This is a genomic window from Microbispora hainanensis, assembly GCF_036186745.1.
In the GTDB taxonomy this organism is placed as follows: Bacteria; Actinomycetota; Actinomycetes; order Streptosporangiales; family Streptosporangiaceae; genus Microbispora.
This window is the reverse complement of record NZ_CP108086.1, coordinates 2,699,745-2,722,970: the sequence shown is the minus strand read 5'-3', so window position 1 is coordinate 2,722,970 and position 23,226 is coordinate 2,699,745. Positions and strand designations below refer to the sequence as shown.

Here is a 23,226-nt window from a genome sequence, read left to right as displayed (position 1 = left end):
CTCTACGCAACTCCGGCCAATTCATCATGCACGCGTTCATTGAACGCGACAACGCGAGGCTCCTTGGCCGGTAGCGATCGGCGGAAGCTCCGAAACCGGCTTCGGACCCGGGTGGAGGCGATGGTTCCTGCGGTGGGGAGGGCCTGTTCCGCAACGGCCAGGGCGGCGTCGAGGTCGTCGGTCTTGAGATGGGCTACTGCCAGGTTGAGCTGGCAGAACAGCCTGTCGCGAGCGCGGTCGCTGCTCTTGCCAGTGAGTGCTGCGTCGAGGTGGGGCAACGCGGCGGTGGTGTCGCCGATCACCACCAGCGAGTGCGCTACCTCCGCAGCGAGTTCGGGCGGGTCGAAGTAGCCGATCCATGCAGGCTCCCCGTCGAGATCTCCGACGTCGAGTTCACGTTCGGCGGCGAGGAGGGCCTGACGGCAGGCCGTGGCCGCGTGGGCGTCGCCTTTCTCGTACAGCCGAGCGCACGCCCGAGCCTCTGCGGCGTAGGCGAGTGCCCGTACGGCCGGCGTCGTGGCGGACGGGGCGACGTCGTCGTGGGCGGCACGCGCGAGGTAGAGGGCTTCGTCGGCGTGGTCGCGGTTGAGTGCCTGCTGGCTGAGTCGTACCAGTACGAAGGCGTCGAAGCCCCGCGACTCCACGCCGGACGCCTTGGCCAGACGCAACGCCTGGATGTAGTAGCGCTGGGCCAGGCCGTGCCGTTCGAGGTCGTAGGCCATCCATCCGGCCAGTTGCAGCATCTCGGCCGCTACGGCGAACAGGCTGCGGCCCACGGCATCGGTGTAGCTGCCGCGCAGCAGAGGGGCCAGGTGATCGTGCAGGTAGGTTGTCACCGCGCTGCGTACCAGTCCGCCGCCTCGGGCGTGGTCGAGCCCGGAGAACCATGCGCACGTCTCTCGGATCTGGGTGACCTGGCGGTGCGTCACATCCCGGCTTTCCGTCTGCCTGCCGGTCACCGAGTCGACCAGACCGTACCGCCAGCCGGTGATGGCCTCGGAAACAGCGGGAGGGGCGAAGTCCAACGCCGCCAGGGCCTGGGCGCGCGCATGGTCCACCTCACACGCCAGCAGCTCGGCGACGCATTCAACGGTGACGGGAAGAGACCGCTCGTATCGCAGGGCGAGATCGGAGACCGCCGGGGCGAAGGCCACCGGCCACACGTCGTTCAGCGTGACCGGCCGACCCAGGCGAGCGGCGAGCACGGCCACGATAACGCGGCCCACCGCCAAATCCGGCACGGTCGTCCCGGACAGGTAGCGCCCGATGCTCACCCGGCTCACGCTCACGCCCGATTCCCGGGCGAGCGGATGGGCGTTGACCGCCGCGGCGAAGCTTTCGTGCTTGCCGAAGCCGGCCTCCGCGTACAGGCGCGCAAGTCCAATCATTTCGTCCTTCCCTTCCTGATGAGGAGGACAACGGGGCCCGCAGGATAACAGGCTGCAATCGCCCCATCACTGTCATGTTCACCGTGTCAACGTCGCTCGAATGTGAGACCAGGGGCGACGCGCGAATCTGGACCCGTTTGTTGATCTAGTCGTTGGTCTTGGCCGCGGGCACGCGGCCCAGGTCACGGTCTTTGAGCCGGTAGCTGTCTCCTTTCAGCGAGACCACCTCGGCGTGATGGACGAGACGGTCGATCATGGCGGCGGCGACGACATCGTCGCCGAAGACTTCGCCCCAGCGGCCGAAGGGCTTGTTGCTGGTCACGATCAGGCTCGCCCGCTCGTAGCGAGAGGAGACGAGCTGGAAGAACAGGTTGGCGGCTTCGGCTTCGAACGGGATGTAACCGACCTCGTCCACGATCAGCAGCGGGATCCGGCCGAGCTTGACGAGCTCGTCTTGCAAGCGCCCGGCATGGTGCGCCTCGGCCAGACGGCCGACCCATTGGGCCGCGGTGGCGAACAGCACGCGGTGACCGGCCTGGCAGGCGCGGATGCCCAGCCCGATGGACAGGTGAGTCTTGCCGGTGCCGGGCGGGCCGAGGAAGACCACGTTCTCCCGGGCGGCCACGAAGTCCAGGGTGCCCAGATGGGTGATGACCTCGCGTTTGAGGGAGCGCTGGTGGTCGTAGTCGAACTCCTCCAGCGACTTGCGGGCGGGAAAGCGGGCCAGCCGGATGCGGCCTTCCCCGCCGTGGGCCTCGCGGGCGGCGACTTCTCGTTGCAGGCAGGCGGCCAGGAACTCCTCATGGCTCCAGTCTTCGGCGCGGGCGCGTTCGGCCAGCCGCTCAACGGCTGCGGCCAGGGAGGGTGCCTTCAGCACGCGGGTCAGGTAGGCGATCTCGGCGGTGGCGTCACGGCTGCCGGTGGCGTTCTTGGCGGTCATCGCGTCACCACCTGGTGCTCGCCCAGGCCGAACAGGCGGTCGTAGTCGGTGAGTTTGCGCTGCTCGACGTCGGCGTCCGCCGGCGGAGGCGGCGATGGCCGGTGGGCGAGTGCGCGCAATGCGCGGGCGGCCTGGTCGTGTTCGGGTGCGGTGATGGTCTGGTGGGCTGCCCAGCACCGCTGATGGGAGGCGACCAGCCGTCCCTCACAGGTGGCCCGCACCTGGTCCAGGTCGGCGGTGACTTCGATGCGGCGGCCGATGACCGAGGGATGCACCGAGTAGTCGTTGGAGTCCAGGCGCACGTAGTAGTCCCGCCCCAGACGGGTGGTCAGGTGCCAGCCGGTGACCGGCGGCAGCGGCGGAAGTTCCAGCATCGCGGCGAGGTCGGCGGCCAGCCGGTCGGCGGGCCGGCACTCGATGCGGCGGTGATGACGCTGGTTGGCTCGCTGCAGCCAGGCGGCCATCTGGGCATTGAAGTCGGCCGGGCCGGTGAAGGACCTGCCCGGCAAGAAGGAGGTCTCCAGGTAGCCGTTGGCGCGTTCGACCAGTCCTTTGGCCTCCGGGTCACCGGGGCGGCACTGGATGACCTTGATGCCCAGGCAGCCGCGGAAGGCGTTCATCGCCTCAGTCAGCTGCGGGCGCCCGCCCCGCCACTGGCCGATCGCCGCCTCGTTGTCCCACACCAGCGCCTTGGGAACGCGGCCCAGCTGCCGCAACAGCACCCAATGACCCGTGATCAGGTCCGCCGACTGGCGCGAGGGCAGCATCCGCGCGCTGATCCAGCGCGAGTATCCGCTGACCATGACCAGCACCGGCCGTCGCCCCTGTTGCCCGCATCCCAGCGGCACATCCACCGGCGGGAACCACAGATCACATTGGGCCAGCTCACCGGGAAGATAGCTGGTCCGCGACGCCGGGTCCGGCGGCGCATACAGCGGCCGCAACTCCCGGATGCGCTTCTTCAGCACGGTCAGCCCGCGCTGCCAGCCGATCCGCTCGGCGATCACCGTCGCCGGCATGTCCGGCCATGCCTGCAGCAGCTCCCGAATCTGCGGTTCCACCGCGTCCACGATCGATCCGGACGGCTTGCGCACGTATTTGGGTGGTCCTTGCGACTCCAACGCCCGCCGCACCGTGTTGCGACCCACACCCAGCTTGCGGGCGATCGCCCGGATCGGCATCTGCTCGGCTCTATACAGCCTGCGTATCTCCGCCCAGTCCTCCACGCTCAGCACCTTCCCGATCTAGGCCCATGAGGCCGGTAGATGGGTCCGTTTTCGAGCGTCGACACTGGTCCAGTATTGGAGCGCCGCCGTCACACCGATGAACACGGCGAACTTTCTGAACCTGCAGCAGACGCGAAACGCCTGGTCAGGGCGCTGCGGATGAGATTTCCTTGGGCCTCGGCAACCGAGCGGGAGTGCGGTTGGCCCTTCATTCCGAGGAGACAGCAATGACCCCTGGCTGGTGCCAGCGCGCCTTTCGCGGCGAGGCGCGCCAACTCCAGGAGGTACGCCGGTATGTCGGCGGCCTGCTGACGGACTGCCCGGACCGCGACGCCGTCATCACCTGCGTGGCCGAGCTGGCCTCGAACGCCATCATGCACACCCGCTCCGGAAACGGCGGCACCTTCGTTGTCCACGTGCAGCGCAGCACCAACGAGCTGCGCATCGCCGTCGCGGACGCAGGAGCCCCGACGCAGCCGGCCATCCGGGTCGCCCAGGCCGAGAACCTCCTTGAAGGCGGCCGCGGCCTTGCGATCGTGGCGGCCCTCAGCGAGCAGATGGGCGTCGACGGGGATGCGCGAGGCCGCACCGTGTGGGCCGAGTTCCGCTGGCCAGAGCAGCAGTCCGTCGCTCGGTTGTCGCCGGAGGTCGAGCCCGCCCGAGCCCTCGTCGAGCTGGGCACGAAGTTCGGTGCCTGGGTCTGCTGGTTCGGCAACCAGACGCGCCAGTGGTGGGCCATGCCCCGGAGGCCCAAACCGCTTCTGATCTCCGCTTCGTCCGCGCGCGACCTTGCACACCGAATCGCCGCCCTGGAGCAGAGCGGCACATAGACCGCCGCGTGGCCGGAGAATTGTCCACCCCCGGGACGTGCCCCCCGACTCCGGCCACGCGGCCACTCCGCGCTCTGCTGAGTGCCGTAATCGAGAGTTGGCCTGCACCTGCGGCAACGCTGAGGCAAGGCCCCAACAACCTCCATAGGTCTCTTGGTGCCACTTCCGCAATACACGAACTATGGGATCAGCTTAGCTTGAGCGAGCCGGGGGCTGTCCGGGTTGGGCAAGCCGCTCTGGCGCGTCATGGGGCAGCATGCTGGCTGGGTCAATCAACGGGATGATAGCCAGATATAAGTCGTCTCCAGCTAATGTAGGCTCGCCTTCGTGGCGCTTTGCCACAGCGAAGCCAGCACCCGAAATTAGATCGGCGAGCTGGAGAGAGGGATGGGACTTCGACTGCCCGCGGACCAGTTCCCCCAGCTGTACTCCCGTCATGAGATAGCGGAAATCTGGGTGCCCCAGGCCGCGTAGTTCGGCACTCATGAGATCGAGTTGGTCGTCCGTCAGAGCTCTCTGATCGTCAGCCAGGACGTTCAATTTCCCGATCCGCTCGGACCAGTTCCTAATTGCGGCGACTATGCAGGGAACGAGGGGTTCGAGCGCTTCGGCCATTCTGCCTTCCTGAAGGTCCCGCAAATAGGCGCTCGCCTCAGATCGGGTCGAACGGAGCAGTCCCAGCACGTCGGTTACCTTGCGCCGATAGGAGCGGGCCCAGGCTGCGTCCACGACGTCGAAGAACTCCTCGACCGTCACCTTCTGCCCGTCACGGTTCTTTTTTGAGGCAAAGGCAACGGTGGTCGTGAGGAGATGGGCGAAGCTGGAGGAGCCCAGTGCGCGTGGACCTTCTTCGAACAGGGTCCTCGCAAGCTGTCGGACAACGCCGGTGTTGCGGATGTCGACACTATTTGCATGGGCCCGCTCCTCCACGAATAGGTCGATCAGCTTGCTCACCACAAAGTAGTGCTTGTCGACGACGTAGACAGAAGCCCGACCTTCCAAAGGGCCTTTTGGTGCTAGTAGCTCCTTGAGTGCCTGACGCCGTGAAGCATGGCTCTGGGCGGTGAAGGACTTTGCAAACTTGAGCTCAGGGGCTTGAATTCGCGCCTCGCGGCGTAGTGTCTCGACGATGCCTGCGGCGTCATTGTCGCTGATAGCCACGGATCCGATGACTAAGTAGCGGCTTCGGTCACCGCCATGCAATTGATCGCCATCCCAGCCAGATTCGTCCAAGGCTATCCAGCGCCCCGGCGGGTTTCCGTCTTGGGTATGGCTAGGGTAGTTGCGACGACTGTAGCGGTCGCCGAGTAGTGCTGTGCCGTCGTTCGGTTGGTGAGAAGTATCAGGTACGTCACTCATACTAGAAAATCGGCTGCCAATCGGTAAATCTTTGAGTCAGCCAGTGCCGGCGGAATGGCTTCAGTGCTGCCAAAATGTTATATTAAATGGCCCTCGCAAACAAGGTCTGGTCGTTCGCTGTCTCGTCGGCGAGAAGCGCTCCAGACGCTTACGGCGACGGTGCCGACTGTGCCATTGCCAGTCACGGAGATGTCGGGGCGGATCGCTGTCAGCGCCTGCCGAGCGAAAGTGGCGCAGCAAGGCGGTCTGCTCGACGACTCAGCGTTGTCTGCCTAGGCCGGGGCGTGCTCGGTGTCGTGGCAAACGATCTTTGGACAGACGCCCGTCGCCCCGACAAGCTTGCGATATTCAGATCCGCGCGCCTTCCCCAAGGCGTGAAACGATCAAGGCGGCGTCCATATTGTTCGCGCCGCAGTGACTTATGAATGGCCCCGGGAGCGCGGCGCATTGTGCGGAGATCATGTGGTCGCGACTTGGCTCAGGGCGATCAAGCTATGCCTATTCGACGCTAGTTACGGGGAAGGGAATGAGTTCGTCGGTCCAGGTTGGCTCTTCCAGGGCGGGGAGTTGAGAGAGCGGCAGGGCCTGGTCCCGTGCGTGGTTCATCATCTCGTGCCAGGCGTGTATGGTGCCCGAAACCATGAACGGGCCGACGGCGATCTCGACAATATCCCCTTCTACGCGCACCGGGACGGACTGGCCGGCGATGTCGATGCCACTGTCGAGGCCGTTGTTCGCAGCGTCAATCGCTGTCTCCAGGTCGGCGAAGCTGAAGGAACCGATCCATGAGGCATCGTCGGCCTTCGCGATGGCTACGATCCGGCCGATGTCCCAGTGGCTCTGATAGAGGACGAACTCCAGTGTGCAACCTGGCCTGACCTCGACAGGCGCGCTGGCTTGGCTGAGCCAGGCAGGGCGGAAGCTGTCGAGGAGCTTAGTCATGGCCGCCGCGAGCAGCCGACGCCGTTCGACAAGGAACTCACGGTAATTGGCGGCGTCACGAAGCGGTTCGTCGTACGGGACGAAGTGTGCCGCAAGATCTTCCTGCGTCAGCGGCGGCAGTGCTGGGTCGACAAAGTAGACACTTGGCGACCGATCGCTGATCTTGCGGTTGGCCTTAGCGGAGATGAAAGCGAGGTTCGCGAGGTCGTTAATCTCGCCCTTGCTGTACTTTTTGGCGTGGTTCTTCAGGGTCGCCTGCGGGTGCACGTGGTGGTGTTCGAGCTTGATCTGGTCTTCTCCGATCGCGGAGATCTCCGTGCCGAACCACCAGTCCTGGGCGCCCGCCTTCTTGGCCACGAGGTAGCTCAGAGTGAAGTAGGCGCTCTCCCTAGACTTGCCAGCCAGGTCCTGCGGGGTGATGGCGATCCTGGTCCCGATCACGCCTAGGTTCGCGAGCAGCTTCTTGACCGGCTCCTGCTCGCGGGCCGCAGGGATATCGCGGCCGAGCATGGTGTCGGTCGAATTGTTGTACCGGTTCCGCAGGTTCGCCAGGAGGAACCAGTAGAGGATCCCGTCGCGGGTCTCCGCATCGAGCGGTGCGTCGGGTCGCTCGCCCAGGAGAATGGTCACCGGGAGCAGTGTCGCATGGGACGGAATGAGCGCGCTGCTGGTGATCTTCAGGTTCTCCGTAAGCAGCGGAACGAGGTGGCGCAGCCCACGTCGGACCGTCTCCCACCCCTGTTCAAGGTCACCGTCCGATCGGCCGATGACCGCCTTATTCAGAGCAAGAGCGAGGAACTGGACGTTTATGTCCGAGTAATGCCGGTCCGCCCAATGGGCGGCCTCTTCTTCAATTTTCTTAAGAATTCCCGGCCAGTGGACGGAAAGCATGGCAAGGGCGAGATCGACAGTCTTGAGTGGACGACCACTGTTAACGCGTTCGAAGATCTCAACGATCTCCTCATAGTCGCACCCCGTCACGATCTTCATGTCAATACTATGGGATTTGATTGAGGCCAGTCGGCTCAGCCTGCGTCCAATTTCTCGCGACCCAACCTGGAGCCCCAAATTCAATAAATCGTCTCGTATCTCGAATAGGTCAACATCATCCCGGAGTATGTCATAAACCTTGATCCATCGAGGGTCGTTCTTGCTCTCTGCAGTCTGATTTTTAAACTCCTCGGTTTCGATATTGAAGGCGATTTGTGCATCCTTGTGATCATTCAGGACACGGTGCAGCGAGGTTAATCGCTGTTGTCCGTCCAGCAGGTAAAGTGGTGGGACAGTCGGCTTCTTTGGGGTCATTCCGATCGCCAACTGTCGACTCCGTGGCGCTTCAGCGGGCTTCCACATCACCAATGTGCCCGAGGGATACTTTCGATAGAGCGAGTCGATCAGCTTGGCGACGTTCCATGTGTTCCACACATAGCCCCGTTGGATCTCCGGCAGCTTGATTTCGCCGCAAGAGATCTGGTGAACCAACATAGCGATAGGGCGCTCGGTCTTCTCCACGAGCATGGAGGGCGTTGCCTCGTTCCGAATGAATTAGGAGTGAACGTGGATAGATGAAATCTGAGTACGGCTACCGCCAGGCGAGCGGCAGCCGTACGGCCCTCAGATGTCTTCGAACTTGCCCTCAACCTTGAGGTGCCCGAGGTTCTCCATCACTTTCATGATGGTGTCGTCGGAAAAGCCCTCGGCACGCCGTGCAGTGATCTGAACCTCCACCTCAAGCTCAACACCGTCAGGCGCGGTGAGGAGCGCAAGCAGATCCTTGCTGAGGTTGTTAAGATCCCGAGAAAACCGCTCAGGATTGACTCGGTGGAAGCCCCAGAACCGAGTGTTCTTCACCGCCGACGGCAAGGGAGTCGGGTCCGGGTTGGGCGAGCCACCTGTATTCGTGTTTGCAGTCGGGCTGGATCTCTGGCTTGAGCCCGTTGTCGTGTTGTCCATAGGGTCGGTACCCTCGCCCGGCCCCGGGTCGGGCTGGCGCTGCTGCTCCTCGCGGAGGCGCTGCGCCTTGGCTCGGTCCAGCTCAACGAGCAGGGTCCGGTCGGTCAACTGACTGATGTACTCGCCGCTACCGGGAATGACGAGTTCGACGTAGCGACCATCCTGCTCGTCGTATCCGGCGGCTATGGCGAAGCCTTCAAACTCGCCCGTCGTCTCCTCTAGGACGTTGTAGATGCCCTCTTCCAGAACCCGTCGGTTACGTAGGCGGCTCAGGTACGGGAAGCGGCAGTAGTACTGCCACAGGTCACCCAGGGAGACGTGCCCGTTGGCCCAAACCTTAGAGAGCTTCTTCTCCAGGTCATGGCGGATCAGCCGGGAGCCCATGACCACACGGAGCTGGTCGAGGTTGCGAAGCTTGACGCCAACCCGGGCGGGGATGACATCGCCCTCGTCGTCGAGGGTGGCAGCACGCAGGCCGACACGGCCGGTCCTGTCGTCCCAGATCGGGTAGATCACCGTGTTGTATGCCTGAGTGAGTCGGAGCCAAACCGTGTCGTCGGCGGTCTTGCGGCGCTTGCGCGCCATGGCCATCTGATCGGGCACCAGCGGCAGGTCCCGGTCCTCGACGATGGAGTCCCAGGCGAGGTAGTCCCGGACGGCGTCCATGAGGTAGCCCAGCAGTTCCCGGTCCGCGGCGGCGAAGACCAGCATGTTTTGGTTGAGGCGGGGAGTTTCGCCGCGCGATTCCAGAGTCTTCGTTGCCCAGTCTCGCGCTGGGTTGACGGAGGTTGCCGCGGAGTAGTGGTAGCGCGGGTGGATCAGGGCCAGCGAGACCTCGGTGGTCTCGGTGATATCCCCGCTCTCCATCCCGGCGAAGACCCTGCCGAAGACGTCCTTGTGCTTCTTGTCGGCATCGCGCTTTCTCAGACGATCCACGATCTCGACGTAGATGTCCTCAGGATGGCTGCGGTACTCCTCGGCACGATCCCGAGCGAGGCGATTGACCGACTGCTGGGTGTCGTACCAGTAGGAGCTGCCGTCCACGTAGAAGTAGAGCGCCTGTTCACTGAGCAAGTGGATGGCCGAGGCGAAGTTGCCAACGACATCGCCGGGTAGCGCGGTGCCAAGCCAGATCCGCTTACGCTCGACCCCCTTCTGCTGCGCGCCGCTCCGGGCCGCTGAGGCCAGGAATGCGGCACGGGCCAGGCGTCGTGTGAGGTGGCGCTGGGAGAACGCGGGACGACTCTTGTCGATCTGCTCGGGCGTGGAGTTCGGCGCGTCCACGTCGGCCTCGATGACAGCCTTCCAACTGTCGGACAGGTAGTGGGTGACCTCGCCAAGCACCCACTCGTCACTCACTGGCACCGATCCCGGCATGATCAGCGGAGCAGGGTCCTGCTCCTGCCAGAGCCGGAAAATGACGGCACTCATCAGACGGAGCACGCCGCGGGTACGTTGGAAGCGTTCCAACGTCGACCAGTCCTCATAGAGCCGGTGGAACAGCTCGGGGTGGATGGGGTAGGCCCGCTTGATCTCGTCCTCGTAGTTCCGGTCGGTCACCGCGTGCGGGAACTCACCGGTGTGCTCTCGATAGAAGCTGATCATCGCCTTCGCGATGACGTCCCGGTCACGCTGGCCCTGCGGCGTCAGGTCCTCAAAGAGGCGCCGCCGCACAATCTCGAACGACTCGTCCGAAGAGGCCGGCCGCCAGTGCTTGGCCACCCGGCCGACCACGTTCTGCAGACGCTCCAGCGCCTCCTGCCCGCGGACGCCGCCTACCTCAGCCTCGTCGGCGCGGGCGTGCTTGTCCTTGGGATCATGAGAGGCTGGAACGGACACTACCAGTATGACGCCGGGGACGGCCTTGGCGACCTCGGTCAGCGTCTGGGCGAACGTGAACTGCCCCTCAAATGTGCCGCCAGGCAAGTCGCTGCGGCCGTGCAGCAACCGCGCGTAGGCCACCCATTCGTCGATGAGGATCACGCAGGGTGCGTACTTCTCCAGCAGGTCCTGTAGAGAGTCGCCCGGCGGGGTGCGTGCATGGTCGGCCGCGGCGATGATGTCGTAAGCATCCTGGCCGCCGAGCTGCCACGCCAGCTCGCCCCAAAGCGTGTTAATCCCCGGGCGGCCGTCCTTGAAGGAAGGCTTCGCCGCCTCGATGCGGTTGCCCACCAGCGCAACTCGACGCACCCCGGATCGGAGTGGGATGTCGCCAAGCATGTCCTGCACCGGCTGCGGGAAGTCGTGGACCGTAAGTCCCGGCGCGTACAGGTGCCACAGCGACAGCATGGAGTGCGTCTTGCCGCCACCGAAGTTGGTCTGCAGGTTGAATACCGGTTCGGCGTTACCGTCGCCGGCGATGCGTCGGGCCGCGTTGGTCAGCAGTTCCTTGATGCCCTCGGTGAGGTACGTCCGGTTGAAGAACTGGATGGGGTCGGAGTACTCCTCACTCGTACTCTTGCCGGTCGCCACCTGATGTAGGTCGGCGGCGAACTCGGCAGAGGCATACTGACCCGTGCGTACATCGGGATGGGGAATGACAACCTCGCGCCAGGACTTCAGCCCGTGGCCGTCCACGGAGAGCGCGACAGGTGACGACTTGCGGATTTTGTCGCGGGCCCGCTTGTCGTCGGTCTGGCTGCGGTGCTCTTCCCGCTGGGCGAGGACCTGCTCAGCAGCGTCGACTGCGCCGGCGGCGCGGAGCAGCCGCTCCATGGTGTCGAGCGCCCGGTCGGCGTCGTAGAAGGTGAACTTGTCGTTGTGAGCCCAGGCATTACGCACTTCCCGCAGCTCACTTGCGTAGCGGTAGCCATTGTGACCGATCAGCTCATGGAAGACGTTCTTATGATCGGTTATGACCTTGAGCTGGAGCTGCGGGTCGTGCTTGGACAGCTTCATCCCGCCGCCGTGCTTGGCGGCTTCCTTGGCTGCGATGAGGTCGAGCCAGTCCTTCCCCGCCGGGGCCGCAGCCTGCATCAGCCGCTCCACGACCGGCTCCAGCCCCTCGGCTAGGAGCTCGAAGCCTTTGCCTACCCGCTGAGCACGTGACAGTGCCATTGCGTCCTTGCCTAACCCCTCGTCACCCATGTCCGCCTACGTATCCGATCGTCAGTCGTCATCGTCGTCCAACCTCTCCTCCACATTGGAGAAGAGGCCATCGATCTCATCCGTAACGTATCGGGCGGGCGTGACATTTTGTGCCGCCGTCATGATGTCCGGCCAGGCGGTACCCAACTGATTGAACATGGCCGCGGTCCTCTGGAAGCGGCGATCGGAAACCTTAAAAAGCCGGTGAACGAGACGGTTAACCCGGTCTAGGCTGATTGCGGCGTCTGTACGGCTACGCACTCCGGCAGCTAACTGGGCCGCGCCGTCGATCCCCTGCTCGTTGAAGCGTTTGGCGAGGTGCATCGCGACCTCCCAGTGGGAGATCCGCTCGTCCTTGGCCGGGTCATAGTTGGCCGGCAGTTCATCGAAGTCGAGCAAACAGACCGTGCTCCGCGGGGTGTTGCTAACGATCCCGGCCTCAACGAGGTCACGGATCGCGGTGCCGGTCTGACGGAGCACGACGTCAGCATCGCCATATGCACCCCGGTCGAACGCGAACTGGCGGAACCACTTCAACGCGAATCTCGTCGGGGCGTCGAACTCGGCCTCCTCGCCGTCGATGATGGCAGTGGCGGCCTTGTCGATCTCGATCAGTGCCTCGCGTACGGTCATGGGCTTGCCGTCCGGCTGGAGGACTTCCTTATAACCCGAAAAGATCCGCATCCCCGGCCCGATGGCCGCCTGACCCATATCGAGCGGTGACACGCCGCCCTTGCGGAGCGCCTCGATGGCTTCAGGTAGTTCCTCCTGCAACCGAGCAAGGAAGCCCGACTTGTCGACGATCTCCTCGGCCTGTCGAGGACGGCAGATCAGGATGATGTAGGAAGCGAGCGCATTTGCACCCTGACTGACCTGACGAGTCGCCACCGTTGATTCGATCGGCATCGTGCCTACGACCGAAAGTCCCGAGGCAAGAACAGCTTGCAGCATAGAAACCCATGCCGAGGACACAGCTCCGGCGCCATCGGAATCGTCCTGTTTGGCGGCGTATGCAACGACAATCGGCAGATCCGGTCTTGATGCCTTCTGCAACGAGGTGAAGACTTCAGTAAATCCTTCGATGAAGTACTGCTGCGCGCCTTCTTTATTTCCACCATGGCGAGCGGGATTCGCCACTAACTCGACGGATTTCGGAGTTGCGATCGTTCCGAACAGGTCTGGGTGAACATTGCGAAGTGCGCGGCGTAGCCATAGATAGAAGTAATCGCTCAGGTCCGCGTAGTTGATCTGCCCGAAGTAAGGGGGATCTGTCACGATCAACGCAGTGCCAGGTTCGACGAGATCACCCGCACGGCGCGCGTCGACCTGAGCCACCCTCCCTGGCTTGGCATCGCGCGGCAGTTCTCTCAGAACGTACAACAGCCCATCGATCTGCGATTGCCAGCTACCACGGGAATGGCCAAATGGATAAGATTCCGCGAAATCCCACAGCATGGGCATTGCCTGCGTGCCGAAAGCCGGCTCGGTCTTGGAGGGGCCAACCCGTGTCCGCCAGCGAACCAGCGTTGAGTTGGACTGAGCCATCTTGCTTACGCAGATGCCAAGGAGCGTAGCGATTGCGCGGGCCTGCTCCAAGCTGCCCCCGTCCTCGATGACCCTGTCGTAGACCTCGGCCACCTCGTCGGCAAATGCCGCAAGCATGGCCAACTGGCGAGGCGTGTAGAGGTCTTCGTGCCGGGACAAGCCATAGAGCGGAGGGGCGAAGTTCTTTGTGTTGCCTCCGATTTCGAGCTCGTCCAGGTCGTCCGGCACCTCTACATCGAGAACCTGTTGGAGATCAGCGGAAGGACTTACGAAAGTCCGGCCGCTCTTCGTGTCCATACAGTAAGCCATGAGCTGGAGACCAAGCTCTCCTGACCGACCCAAGGCGCGTAGTTCCTTTTCACCCAAAGGAGACGAACACTTCGGGCATGCGAACTGGGCGCGCCCACTGCCCTTGGTCGCCTTAGCAGGACCGTTCTTGCCCTGGTGGACTATGAACCGAACCTCGTCACCCTCCACGAGGGGCTCCACCGTGGCCTCACGGCCAGGCTGCTTACTCACCCACGGTGAGCCAAATAGGGGGATGCGAACCGCGCACATAGGGTTCGAACAGGGCGCAGTTCTCGCCCAAAGCCAGGCAACCGGCTCCCCTCCAGGCGGAACCGGGTAATAGTGGCCAATTCTTTCCTTCACTGCTTCTTGTACTAGGGCACCATAATGACGGAGATCGTCACCGAGGCCGTCGTATGGCATGTCGCGCATGCGGGCCGCGTCATTACTCTTGGAGACGGCGGGCATCAGAGCGACGGCGGGAAGCAACTCGCCAAGAGCGCGGGTTACGAGTGCTGCGACCGGGTTCAAGTCTGAACTCACCGCTGGAAGTCCCAGCCGAAGGGCCTCCACGATGGTGGAGCCGCCTCCCGCGAAGGGGTCTATCACGATCGGTAGCTCCGGATTGGACTTCGCGATCAGCTCGCGTGCCATGCGGAGCACGTCACCTGACGGGGCCGTCCCCCCGGTTGGTACCAAGTCCTTGATGAGCTGGATGAGCCTGTCGCGCTCGGGACCTTGTCCTGGATCGTCCACGAGGGAAGCAAAGATCAGGGCCCGGAGCGCAGGGGTCGGCATGGGAGCAAACCACTTGTGAAGGTTCTTGACCGTCCCGACACTCCGCTTTTTCTCCGCGATGCTTGCATAGCTGATCTGTGTGAGAGGCAGCGTCACATCGATCAGCTTGCGCCGGTACTCACCGCTGGTTCCCTGGCTCATACCGGGGCTCCTCCTCGCTTCCAAGACTTCTTCCAGTCGCCACCCAGCTCGGTAGCGTCGAACTTGCCAAAATCCACGTCTCTAAAGGGGTCGACGATGTAACGCACATCATCGTGCTCAGGCCCCTCGGGATGCACGCTGACCAACGCCAGCCGGAAGCTCTGCCCCGAGTTCTTGCCGGTGAGGACCTCGGTCCGGGTGACGTGGAAAGCGTCCGCCCCGGCGATCCGGCCCTTAACCTCGATGAACACCCAGTGGTCATCCACCGTACGTGACCGAATGTCGTAGCCGGGGTTGTTGTGCGCCATCTCCTCCGGGATCCGGCCCAGCCTCCGCTCCTCCTGCAGCACCCGGTCAACCGCCCGCCGTTCCACTGCCTCGGTCTCTCTTGCGTATGCCTCCATCGGCTGGTCACGGAGCCCGGCCAGCCGGTCGAGCAACCCTTGTGGGACGACCAGAGCCGCCCCGCTGATCCGCGGCGGCCGGACCTGGAGTCGGGCGTCGCGGTCGAGCTCATCCATGCGACGCTCCAACCGCTGCTCCAGATTCCGGGCTTGCCGACCGGCGAACTCGGACTTCATCTTCACCGACTTGCCGGACGCCTCAGCATCCAGGAGGTCGGCATGGCGTGAGTCCCAATAATTGATCTCCTGGAGCAGGCGCTGTCGTACCAGCTTGCGGGTCCGTTCCGTCTCGCGGTCGACCCGCTTCTGCAGGTCGGCGACATGCGCGCTTAGTCCGTTCTGGACGGCCCAGCCGATCGCGATGTCCTCGACCCCGCTGGCCAGCCAGGGTTCCCTGAGTACAACCTGAACGAGTTCCCGCTCTTCCTTCGTCGCTGGGGCGTAGTCCAGATATGGCGCTGAACCGGCCATTCGCGTCGAGGTTAGACCGATCTCGACGAAGTCGAACCGCTTGCTGATGATCCGCGGTTTCTCGTGCCCGTCGGCGATCTCCTGGGCAACGGCGACCAGTAGCCGCGGCTCCTCACCGACGTCGCGCCGGTTGACCAGGATCGCGCCCTGCTTCAACTGCGTGCCGTACCGATCAACGATCAAGGCGATCACCGCATCGAGGAGCGGATGCCCCGGAGCGAGAAGGTCAGCGCGGGGCGCGCCGGGCTGGCGGACAAGCTCGCGATCGAAGGTGACCCGCTCATAGCGGTGCAGCACTGGGGCGCCGACTTTGATCAGTCGCTCGAACTGGCGCACGTCCGCCGGAACGTGGGTGATCTCATACCGGCCCTGCTCGCGTTCGGAGATCCGGCCACCGAGCAGCTTGAACGCGGCGATGAAGAACGCCTTGATGTAATGCGGCTGTAGGCGCCGTGCCCGTGCCTCCTCCATCCGCAGTCGCCACTCGGCGACATCCGCCTCGGCCAGCTTCTGGTGCGCGAGCGCGCGCTCAGCAAGCAGCTTCTCCAGGCCGTCGCCCACTGACGAGTCGATGACCTTGTTGAGCCGATTGCGTACCTCGGGACGGTCGCCGTACTGAATCGCCTCCATGAGCAGCGTCCGCAGCGGCCGGTCCTGGAACGCCTCGCCGAGGACGTCAAAGACCTTGCCCTTGTATGCCTTCCGCTGTTCCTCGATCTTGTCGAGAAGACGGATGAACACCGCACCTTCCCGGGTGTCCTGGGCGACCAAGTTCCACAGGTGGCAGACCTCGGTCTGGCCGATGCGGTGAATACGGCCGAAGCGCTGCTCAATCCGGTTCGGGTTCCACGGCAGGTCGTAGTTGACCATGAGGTTAGCGCGCTGGAGGTTGAGACCTTCGCCGGCGGCATCCGTTGCGATCAGGATGCGGCAGTCCTTGTCCTGGGTAAACAACTCTTTGATCTTTCGGCGGTTGTCGCGGGAGACACCGCCGTGGATCGTGACCACGGCTTCCTCGCTGCCGAGCAGGCCACTGATCCGGCCTCGGAGGTACTCCAGGGTGTCCTTGTGCTCTGTGAAGATGATCAGCTTGCGTGGGCTGCCGTCATTGTCGCGGACCATGGGGTTGCTCAGCAGGAGCTCGCGCAGCTCGGTCCACTTTTTGTCGGTGCCACTATGCCTCACCTGCCGAGCCACCTCGACCAGGTCGGCGAGGATAAGGATCTCCTTGTCCAGCTCGGCGATAGTCTGCGCAGTGGTGGCCGCGTCAACGACGTCGTCCTCCAGCTCCTCGAGTTCGGCGCTGGGCAGATCATCCAGGGCCTCGTCGTAGTCCGCCGGGCCCTTGCCGAGCATCGCGGCCAGCCGGTCGCGAAACTTGGCTTCCATAGGGCTGCGGCCGGCGGCCATCTCCTGGCGGAGCAGTTGTAGGCGCTTGTGGCGCCGGATGAGCGATTGCAGGATCGCCTCGGGGCTGGAGGCCAGGCGCCGCTGCAGGACCGTCAAGGCGAAGCCGACGGTGTTGCCACGCTTGCCGTCCGCCATCGCCTGCGCCTTGCCCATCTGGTCGCGAACGTAATCGGTCACGACCTCATACAGCTCACGCTCGGCGTCGGACAGAAGGTAGGGGACCGTGTAAGCGCGCCGTTCAGGGAAGAGAGGCTTGCCTTCGAAGGTGAGCAGATCCTCCTTGACCATCCGGCGCATGAGGCCGTCGGTGTCGGTCGAACTGACGCCCTCGCGGTACTTGCCCTCGAATCGGTCGGAGTCGAGCAGGCCCATGAAGAGCTGGAAGTTGGCCTCACTACCCGCATGCGGAGTCGCGGTCATCAACAGCAGGTGCCTGGTGTGCTTGCCGAGGACCTCGCCGAGCTGGTAGCGCTTGGTCTTCTTCAGCTCGTCCCCGAAGTAGCTGGCCGACATCCGGTGGGCTTCATCGACCACGACGAGGTCCCAGTCGGACTGCTTGAGCTGCTCTTGAAGCTCCTCAGAGCGGGAAAGCTGGTCCATCCGGGCGATGAGCAGCGGGAACTTCTCGAAGACGGTTTGGTCGAGCTGGGCGTTAATGAGGTCGCGGGTGAGCACATCGAAGCGGAGGCCGAACTTGTCAAGGAGCTCTTCCTGCCACTGGTCAACCAGACCGCCGGGGGCGACAATCAGACAGCGCTCCAGGTCACCGCGGAGCATCAGCTCCTTGACGTAGAGGCCGGCCATGATGGTCTTGCCCGCGCCGGGGTCGTCGGCCAAGACGAAGCGGAGCGGGCTGCGGTCGAGTAGTTCGCCGTAGACTGCCTGGATCTGGTGCGGAAGCGGCTCCAGGTCGCTGGTCGTAACCGCGAGCATGGGGTCGAAGCGCGCCGCCATGCGAATCCGGAGCGCCTCGGCGGCCAGCTTGAACAGCGCCCCATCGCCGTCGAAGCTGTAGGCGGCCGAGGCGGCGCGGATGGTGAGCCTGGCTTCCCAATCGCGATAGAGGAGTTGGTCTGCGACACTGCCATCCTCGGCGCGGTAGGTGAGATTCAGGGCGTTCTGGCCGTACCACTTCACCGCTACCACCGTGACCACACCACTGGTAGTCACGCCGCCCACGATGGCCCCAGGGGTCAAGTCCTCCAGCCTTACGCCTGCCATCTGCGCCTCTCCTGAGAGTCACGCTCGCGCTTCACGTTCACCCACAACCCTTCCGGCAAGTCGAGAGGAACGTATCGGGCAGGACTGACAAAAGCTCTCGGTCCTGCCTGAGCCATTCAACGCGACTCTCCGAAACTCTCTCATAGCGCACAGTGGTTGATCTGGTGATTTCGGGCTCAGCCTCTCCAACGAGGTGCCGACTGACTTGCATCGCCGCCACCATAGCGGCGTACGCGGATCGCGAACGACGGTCAGTCATCACTCAGTTCGAAGATCGAATTGATGCGGCGCAGGAGTGCTTCCCACTCTGTGCGGAGCATCTCCTCGAGGCGGTCCTCAAGGTCTTGCCGGTCACTCGCTCCGAACCACTCCTGGGTGTGCTCAAGAACGCGATCTCGGTAGCCGGGTCCGCGCCCCCACTCGCTTGTGCACTGCCCCCACAAGGTAGATTCCTGTTGGAGTTCGGACCCGAATAGGCTCACGCCAGCCTGCTGCATCTTCCGCAGCAGTTCTTCGTATCCCGATGCGATTAGGCGAGCGGTCTGCAGCAGCAATTCTTCGGCCTCGGAGCGAACCGTGCTCTCAGTGTTGCAGTAGTCCGTGATAGCCGCGACCTTGTCCTGAAGGACATCAACGGCCATCTTCCGGGCGCCGAATCCGAGGTGGTGCGAATAGCTGAGCGAGTGCCATTCCCCTTTCCTGCGCGCTGCGGCATGCACACTGCTGGCATATGCGCGACGGATCTCCGCGAAGAGCGGATCCGGGATGTTTGCGCGGATCCGACCAAGGTCCGACTTTTGGTCGATCCAAGCAGAGACGTACCGACCCACCGCTCGCTGAATCTCCCTGACCTGTTCCTTCTCCGCGTTTTCTAGGAGAGATTCAGCTCGATTCAGCACGTCTCTCAGCTTTTGCTGGAATCTGGCACGAGTCGCGTTGACGCAGTGGTGGACAAACTTCTTGAGATCCTCCGGGTCATCTTCTAGGGCATTAAAGAAATGTACGGGCAGGTGGGCGAGTTGGTACTGCGTGAGAGCGGCGGTAATCTGCTCGGCCTTAATCTCATAACCATCCTCGCTCGACTCGACCCGCAGCCCCGATTCGTCCTTTACTGCAAGCGCCTCCCCTGGGCGGGGCAGAACGAGAATACCGGCATGGGAATCAATCTGAGAGTTGCTGATCTCGCGCGCGCGACGGAGTAGATCCTGGACGTTCTGATCCGGAGCCGCATTGAACCCCGAGCACAGGATCGACACGGTGTGCGGGTTCTCAAGTTGCGCTTCGAGGTCAGCCCGAACGCCGGGACCGTCGATACCCCTGGTGTCCACCACGCTCACGTTAAGCCCGGCTACGGGGAGGAGTTCCGGTACGACCAGTTCGATCCGCGCAGGCAGGGAGAAGGCTGGGTGTCGACCATTGTTGATGTCTTCGAAAGTGGTTTTCAGCCATTCCAGGGGGCTCTCGGACTTGGAGGGCCCCCACCACTCAGCCCGAAGGTCTCTGCGGGGAAGATTCATCCGGGTGAGCACTTCCACGACGAAGTCGCGCTTCTCCGTATACTCTTCGGCCAGTACTTTTGCGGGGTCGGGCGTCTTGATCCTTTTACCATCCGGGCCCTTGGTGGCCGGCGGCCGCACGAGGCCTGCCATATTGCGAATGGCGCGAGCGAGTTCGCGTGAGACTCCTTCGCTCGGGTCGTTGGCGTCTTCCGGCTGATCCGATTTGAAGAAGAGGTCGGCGAAGTCCTCGACGCAAGCGCGGATCTCCTGCTCGGTACGCGGCTCAATACGGATGCCATGACCAGGCCCGACCTTCAGGTGAACCTCGCAGAGCGTGGTGCCGCCTCCGGCAGTCTCGAGCACGGTATGGCGTCCAGCCTGGTCCTCGATCTCGAGTCCCGTCACACGGCAGATGGCCGTGGACTTGCCGATGCCGATCGCTCCGATGAAGGCGATGAGGTGATCGCGCCGGAGAAGCAGTTCTGCCAGGTGACGAATCTCGTTGATGTACTCACCTAGGCGGGTCTGGAAGGCAGGATGTGCATGAGGCTTTCGAGCCAGATCGTCCAGCTCACGTGCTCGCTGCTCGGCCTCCCACAGCAGCTGCTGATCTGGGTGATCGAGCGCCGGCCTGGGCAGCATCGTCCACTTACGGGAAAGGATGTGGGCCAAACCAGCCGCCTCCTCAGTGCCGATGGCCTTGAGGATCGCCTGCAGTTCCTCAGCAGATACCGCTCTCTCACCTGCCTCAACACGGGACAGGACGGCCTGGCTCCACGTAATACTTCGAGCCAGCTCCGCCTGCTTGATCCCGGCCTGATCACGTAGCTGAGCCAGACGGTGGCCCAGCTGCGAGGGGCTTACTTCATCGGAAACCATGCGACTCTCCGTCCTCAAGCTTCCGACAAGCATTCAGCAACGTTTCTGCAAGGTCAAGAACTTTTGGGGAACCGACATCTCTGTCACCCGTCGCTCCGACGGCCGCCACCTTCAGTAGGAGCGACCCGCCACCATCCGCCGACGGCGACGACGACGGCGACGGCGACGGCGACGGCGACGGCGACGGCGACGGCGACGGCAATCTTTCTGGGGCACGACCGCCTGCCGCACTTCTACCGAGTAGGCCATCGATCTGGCTCAGACCTCTCCGAGATCAAGGCCGCCTCCGACCACGGGACATCGACACCTCGGGAAACGTCCCGTGGGCCGCAGCGTGCTCACCGAACAGAACCCGCCGGCACTGCGCGGACAGTAGCCGCAAACCGGACAGGCGGCGGGTCTCATCGAAGTGTTGCCGAGCTGACTCACCCTCCACCGGACAGATCCTCACGACTAAGCGAGCGGGGCGTGGACGATGTTGGCGCGGGTCTCAGCCGAGGCAGTTCGCGCGTCGTGGGTGACAAGGTCGAGGGTAAGAATGTCATGCCCAGGACCACCGTGGAGTTCTCGGACGGCTTCGGCGACGGTGAGGCAGGCGGCGATGGCACCGACGTAGGCGGCTCCGACGGCCTTACCTGCGAGTTCGACGACGCCACAGCGTCCGAGGCGGGACTCCGCGTCTTTGAAGGCGGGTTGATCGGGGACGGTGACCGTAAGAGTTGTGGAGTCGGCCCATGCCGGGACGCCTGTACTGGGGAAAGCTCCGGGGAAGCGGTGAATTGCGATCGCCGAAAAATCCCGAGGCCCAGCACCGAGGCCGGCGTCGATGGCAGTGCGCCATCCGATTGAGGAGATCAGCCTGCGGGCAGGGAGGTTGTCGACGCCGATCAGCGCCACGTGCGAGTCTGTAGGAGCTGCGATGGTGTGCGGCGTCAGTGGCCGTTCGACGAGGCGGGTCCGGTAGGACTGTCGATCGAGAACCGCCGCGACGAGCCTTGTCTTGGGCATGCCGTCGGAGTTTGCAGGGGTGAGCAGGCCGGTGCTGTGGTTGGCAGGGGTGGTGAGATCGGTGTCCTGGAGGATGATCTCGATGTCCCTGGGATTCCGATAAGGAAGCCAGGAGATTGCCCAGGCATTGGCCTGGCCGAGGTGGCCGAGTCCGACGAGCCACCAGGCGCACGGGGCGTAGCGCAGAAGCGGCGCGGGGGCCGCGACCTGTCGTCCGAGTGACCAGAGGTCCAGAGCGACATCGCGGAATCCGGCGTCGTTACCGGGCAGGCTCCGGCTGAAGGTGAAAGCCTCAGCCACGCCGAGCGCGCCAGCGGCGATCGGGGCGAGAACACATGTGTCGTCGCACAGGGCACCTTCGGTCCGGTCGCCAGCAGCCTGGATACGGGCGGTCCAGCCGCTCCAAGATGCCCGCACTACAGGAGCGTCGGGATGAGGCGCGGGCGGAGGCGTCTGAGCACCGATCAGAAGGACCGGCCACGCTGGGCAATCGTTGTCTGAGGGAACCGCTCCGATCTCCGTCAGGGCATGGCTGAGTGACACGCCGCAGAACGGGCCAGATTTGAGCTGTTCATCGGGTCCGTCGACGGCGACGAAGACGGTACCGAATGCACGCACGGCCGTTGCCACCGCGGTGAGCAGGGCCGCTTGACCGGCCACATCACCGCACGTCGTAGCGTCAGCGCAGATCGTGATACCTGTTCGCGCGTGGGCGTCGAGCGCGGCCCGTATGGTCGGCTGGGAACCGTCGTGCGCGGAAAGGAGTGCGGTCCGGTGGACGGCGTCGGAGCGGAGTTGCTCAATCATCGGCGGTGACCCCTGCTGAAGAGACGACGGATGAAGCGAAGAGGCGAGAACGAACCGCCGCCGATGGGTTCTAGTGAGACGACCTCGGTGACTGCGTGGCCGTACGAGGAGGTCCAGTTGCCGGCTCCGGCGAAGACGTGGACGCCGAGGTCCGTCGGTTCAATCACGCCTTGGGCGAAGCGGGGCGCGATGATCGCTACGTGTCCAGGGAGGGCGATCATCGGGTTGCTGCGGTCAAGGTGGCTCTGCCGCACCAACGTCCCGGGATGGGTGTGAATGTCGGCCGCCACCTGCAGGCCGTGGCGGCGGCAGTGTTCGTTCAACGCGCTGTAGCCGATCGCACCGAAGGTGATGCCACCGGTGAGGCAGGCGGGATCGAGATCGTCGTAGTAGGTGATTCCGGTGATGGGCCGAGATCCACACTGGGTCGCCGCGTCGAGGGGGGTCAGAAGGAAGGCGCCGGACTCTTGGACGCCTCCGCCGCGACGGGCGAGTTCTCGGAGCAGGGTCTCGTAACGGTCGACTCGGATGGTCAGCATTGGTCGGCTCGACGTCATTGGTGACCGTCCGGGAGGGAAGCGTTGCGAAGCTCACGGTGGATCTCGGACAGGTAGAAGGTGATCGTCCGGGTGGGGTTCCAGGCTCGGTCGGGACGCTCGGTGATCCAGTTCCCGTGGGTCAGCAGTCCCTGGCGATCGCAAGCCAGGTAGGGAGCGTTGCCCTGCGAGAGAGACCAGTCACTGCGAAAGACCAGCCCCGCGGTCCCGCCCACCGGCCACCGGTCGATGGACAGCGGGGCGTCCTTGTCGAGGTCCCACGGCTGCCCGCCAGGGGCGGTCGCGGGATACCCCTCGACGTTGAGGCACATGCCGAGCTCCCGTCCGTCGCCCGCGGTGACGGCGACGACGAGCGTGGGCCAGTCTAGTCGCACGAGGCGCCAAAGGCCGGCGTCGACCCCGCTGTCGAACTCTGCGGAGGCGAGGTCGCACTCGAGACGCACCAGCCCCGGATCGTGGACGGGGCCCGGCAT

At 63.9% G+C, this 23,226-nt stretch carries 13 protein-coding genes; 1 reads left to right on the top strand and 12 read right to left on the bottom strand.

Annotated features, from left to right (window positions below; translation table 11 throughout):
- Positions 1–2: 2 nt before the first annotated feature.
- The 3 genes from OHB01_RS12655 to istA all read right to left on the bottom strand — a co-directional run bounded on the left by OHB01_RS12655 (position 3) and on the right by istA (position 3,563).
- The gene (locus OHB01_RS12655) at positions 3–1,388 is read right to left on the bottom strand and encodes a hypothetical protein (protein ID WP_328855395.1); all 1,386 of its coding nucleotides are present in this window, start codon (positions 1,386–1,388) and stop codon (positions 3–5) included.
- Positions 1,389–1,533: 145 nt separating this feature from the next.
- Entirely contained in the window at positions 1,534–2,328 is a 795-nt protein-coding gene (istB, locus tag OHB01_RS12650; RefSeq protein WP_142649220.1) for an IS21-like element helper ATPase IstB, read from the bottom strand.
- Positions 2,325–3,563 carry an IS21 family transposase gene (gene istA, locus OHB01_RS12645; RefSeq protein ID WP_142649219.1) on the bottom strand — a complete coding sequence of 413 codons (1,239 nt, stop codon included), beginning with the start codon at positions 3,561–3,563 and terminating at the stop codon, positions 2,325–2,327. Before istA ends, istB begins: the two co-directional genes overlap by 4 nt.
- A gap of 218 nt (positions 3,564–3,781) precedes the next feature.
- Between istA and OHB01_RS12640 the strand changes: the two genes are divergently transcribed.
- Positions 3,782–4,384 carry an ATP-binding protein gene (locus tag OHB01_RS12640; RefSeq protein WP_328855394.1) on the top strand — a complete coding sequence of 201 codons (603 nt, stop codon included), beginning with the start codon at positions 3,782–3,784 and terminating at the stop codon, positions 4,382–4,384.
- A gap of 192 nt (positions 4,385–4,576) precedes the next feature.
- Here the strand turns inward: OHB01_RS12640 and OHB01_RS12635 are convergent, their stop codons facing one another.
- From OHB01_RS12635 to OHB01_RS12595, 9 genes are all read right to left on the bottom strand, one after another.
- Positions 4,577–5,743 (bottom strand): hypothetical protein, encoded by a 1,167-nt coding sequence (locus tag OHB01_RS12635; RefSeq protein ID WP_328855393.1) that lies wholly within the window; start codon positions 5,741–5,743, stop codon positions 4,577–4,579.
- A gap of 498 nt (positions 5,744–6,241) precedes the next feature.
- Positions 6,242–8,203, bottom strand: coding sequence for a GmrSD restriction endonuclease domain-containing protein (locus tag OHB01_RS12630; RefSeq protein ID WP_328855392.1), 1,962 nt, complete (start codon positions 8,201–8,203; stop codon positions 6,242–6,244).
- 96 nt (positions 8,204–8,299) lie between these two features.
- Positions 8,300–11,725 (bottom strand): Swt1 family HEPN domain-containing protein, encoded by a 3,426-nt coding sequence (locus OHB01_RS12625; RefSeq protein WP_328855391.1) that lies wholly within the window; start codon positions 11,723–11,725, stop codon positions 8,300–8,302.
- A gap of 21 nt (positions 11,726–11,746) precedes the next feature.
- Positions 11,747–14,497 carry a DUF1156 domain-containing protein gene (locus tag OHB01_RS12620; RefSeq protein WP_328855390.1) on the bottom strand — a complete coding sequence of 917 codons (2,751 nt, stop codon included), beginning with the start codon at positions 14,495–14,497 and terminating at the stop codon, positions 11,747–11,749.
- Positions 14,494–17,952, bottom strand: coding sequence for a helicase-related protein (locus tag OHB01_RS12615; protein WP_328855389.1), 3,459 nt, complete (start codon positions 17,950–17,952; stop codon positions 14,494–14,496). The genes OHB01_RS12620 and OHB01_RS12615 overlap by 4 nt, the downstream gene beginning before the upstream one ends.
- A gap of 302 nt (positions 17,953–18,254) precedes the next feature.
- The gene (locus OHB01_RS12610) at positions 18,255–20,381 is read right to left on the bottom strand and encodes a helix-turn-helix transcriptional regulator (protein WP_328855388.1); all 2,127 of its coding nucleotides are present in this window, start codon (positions 20,379–20,381) and stop codon (positions 18,255–18,257) included.
- Between the two features lie 453 nt (positions 20,382–20,834).
- Positions 20,835–22,196 (bottom strand): hypothetical protein, encoded by a 1,362-nt coding sequence (locus OHB01_RS12605; protein WP_328855387.1) that lies wholly within the window; start codon positions 22,194–22,196, stop codon positions 20,835–20,837.
- The gene (locus tag OHB01_RS12600) at positions 22,193–22,735 is read right to left on the bottom strand and encodes a hypothetical protein (RefSeq protein ID WP_328855386.1); all 543 of its coding nucleotides are present in this window, start codon (positions 22,733–22,735) and stop codon (positions 22,193–22,195) included. Before OHB01_RS12600 ends, OHB01_RS12605 begins: the two co-directional genes overlap by 4 nt.
- Before the next feature lie 14 nt (positions 22,736–22,749).
- A complete protein-coding gene (locus tag OHB01_RS12595; protein WP_328855385.1) occupies positions 22,750–23,226 on the bottom strand; it encodes a DUF7665 family protein in 477 nt (158 codons plus the stop codon).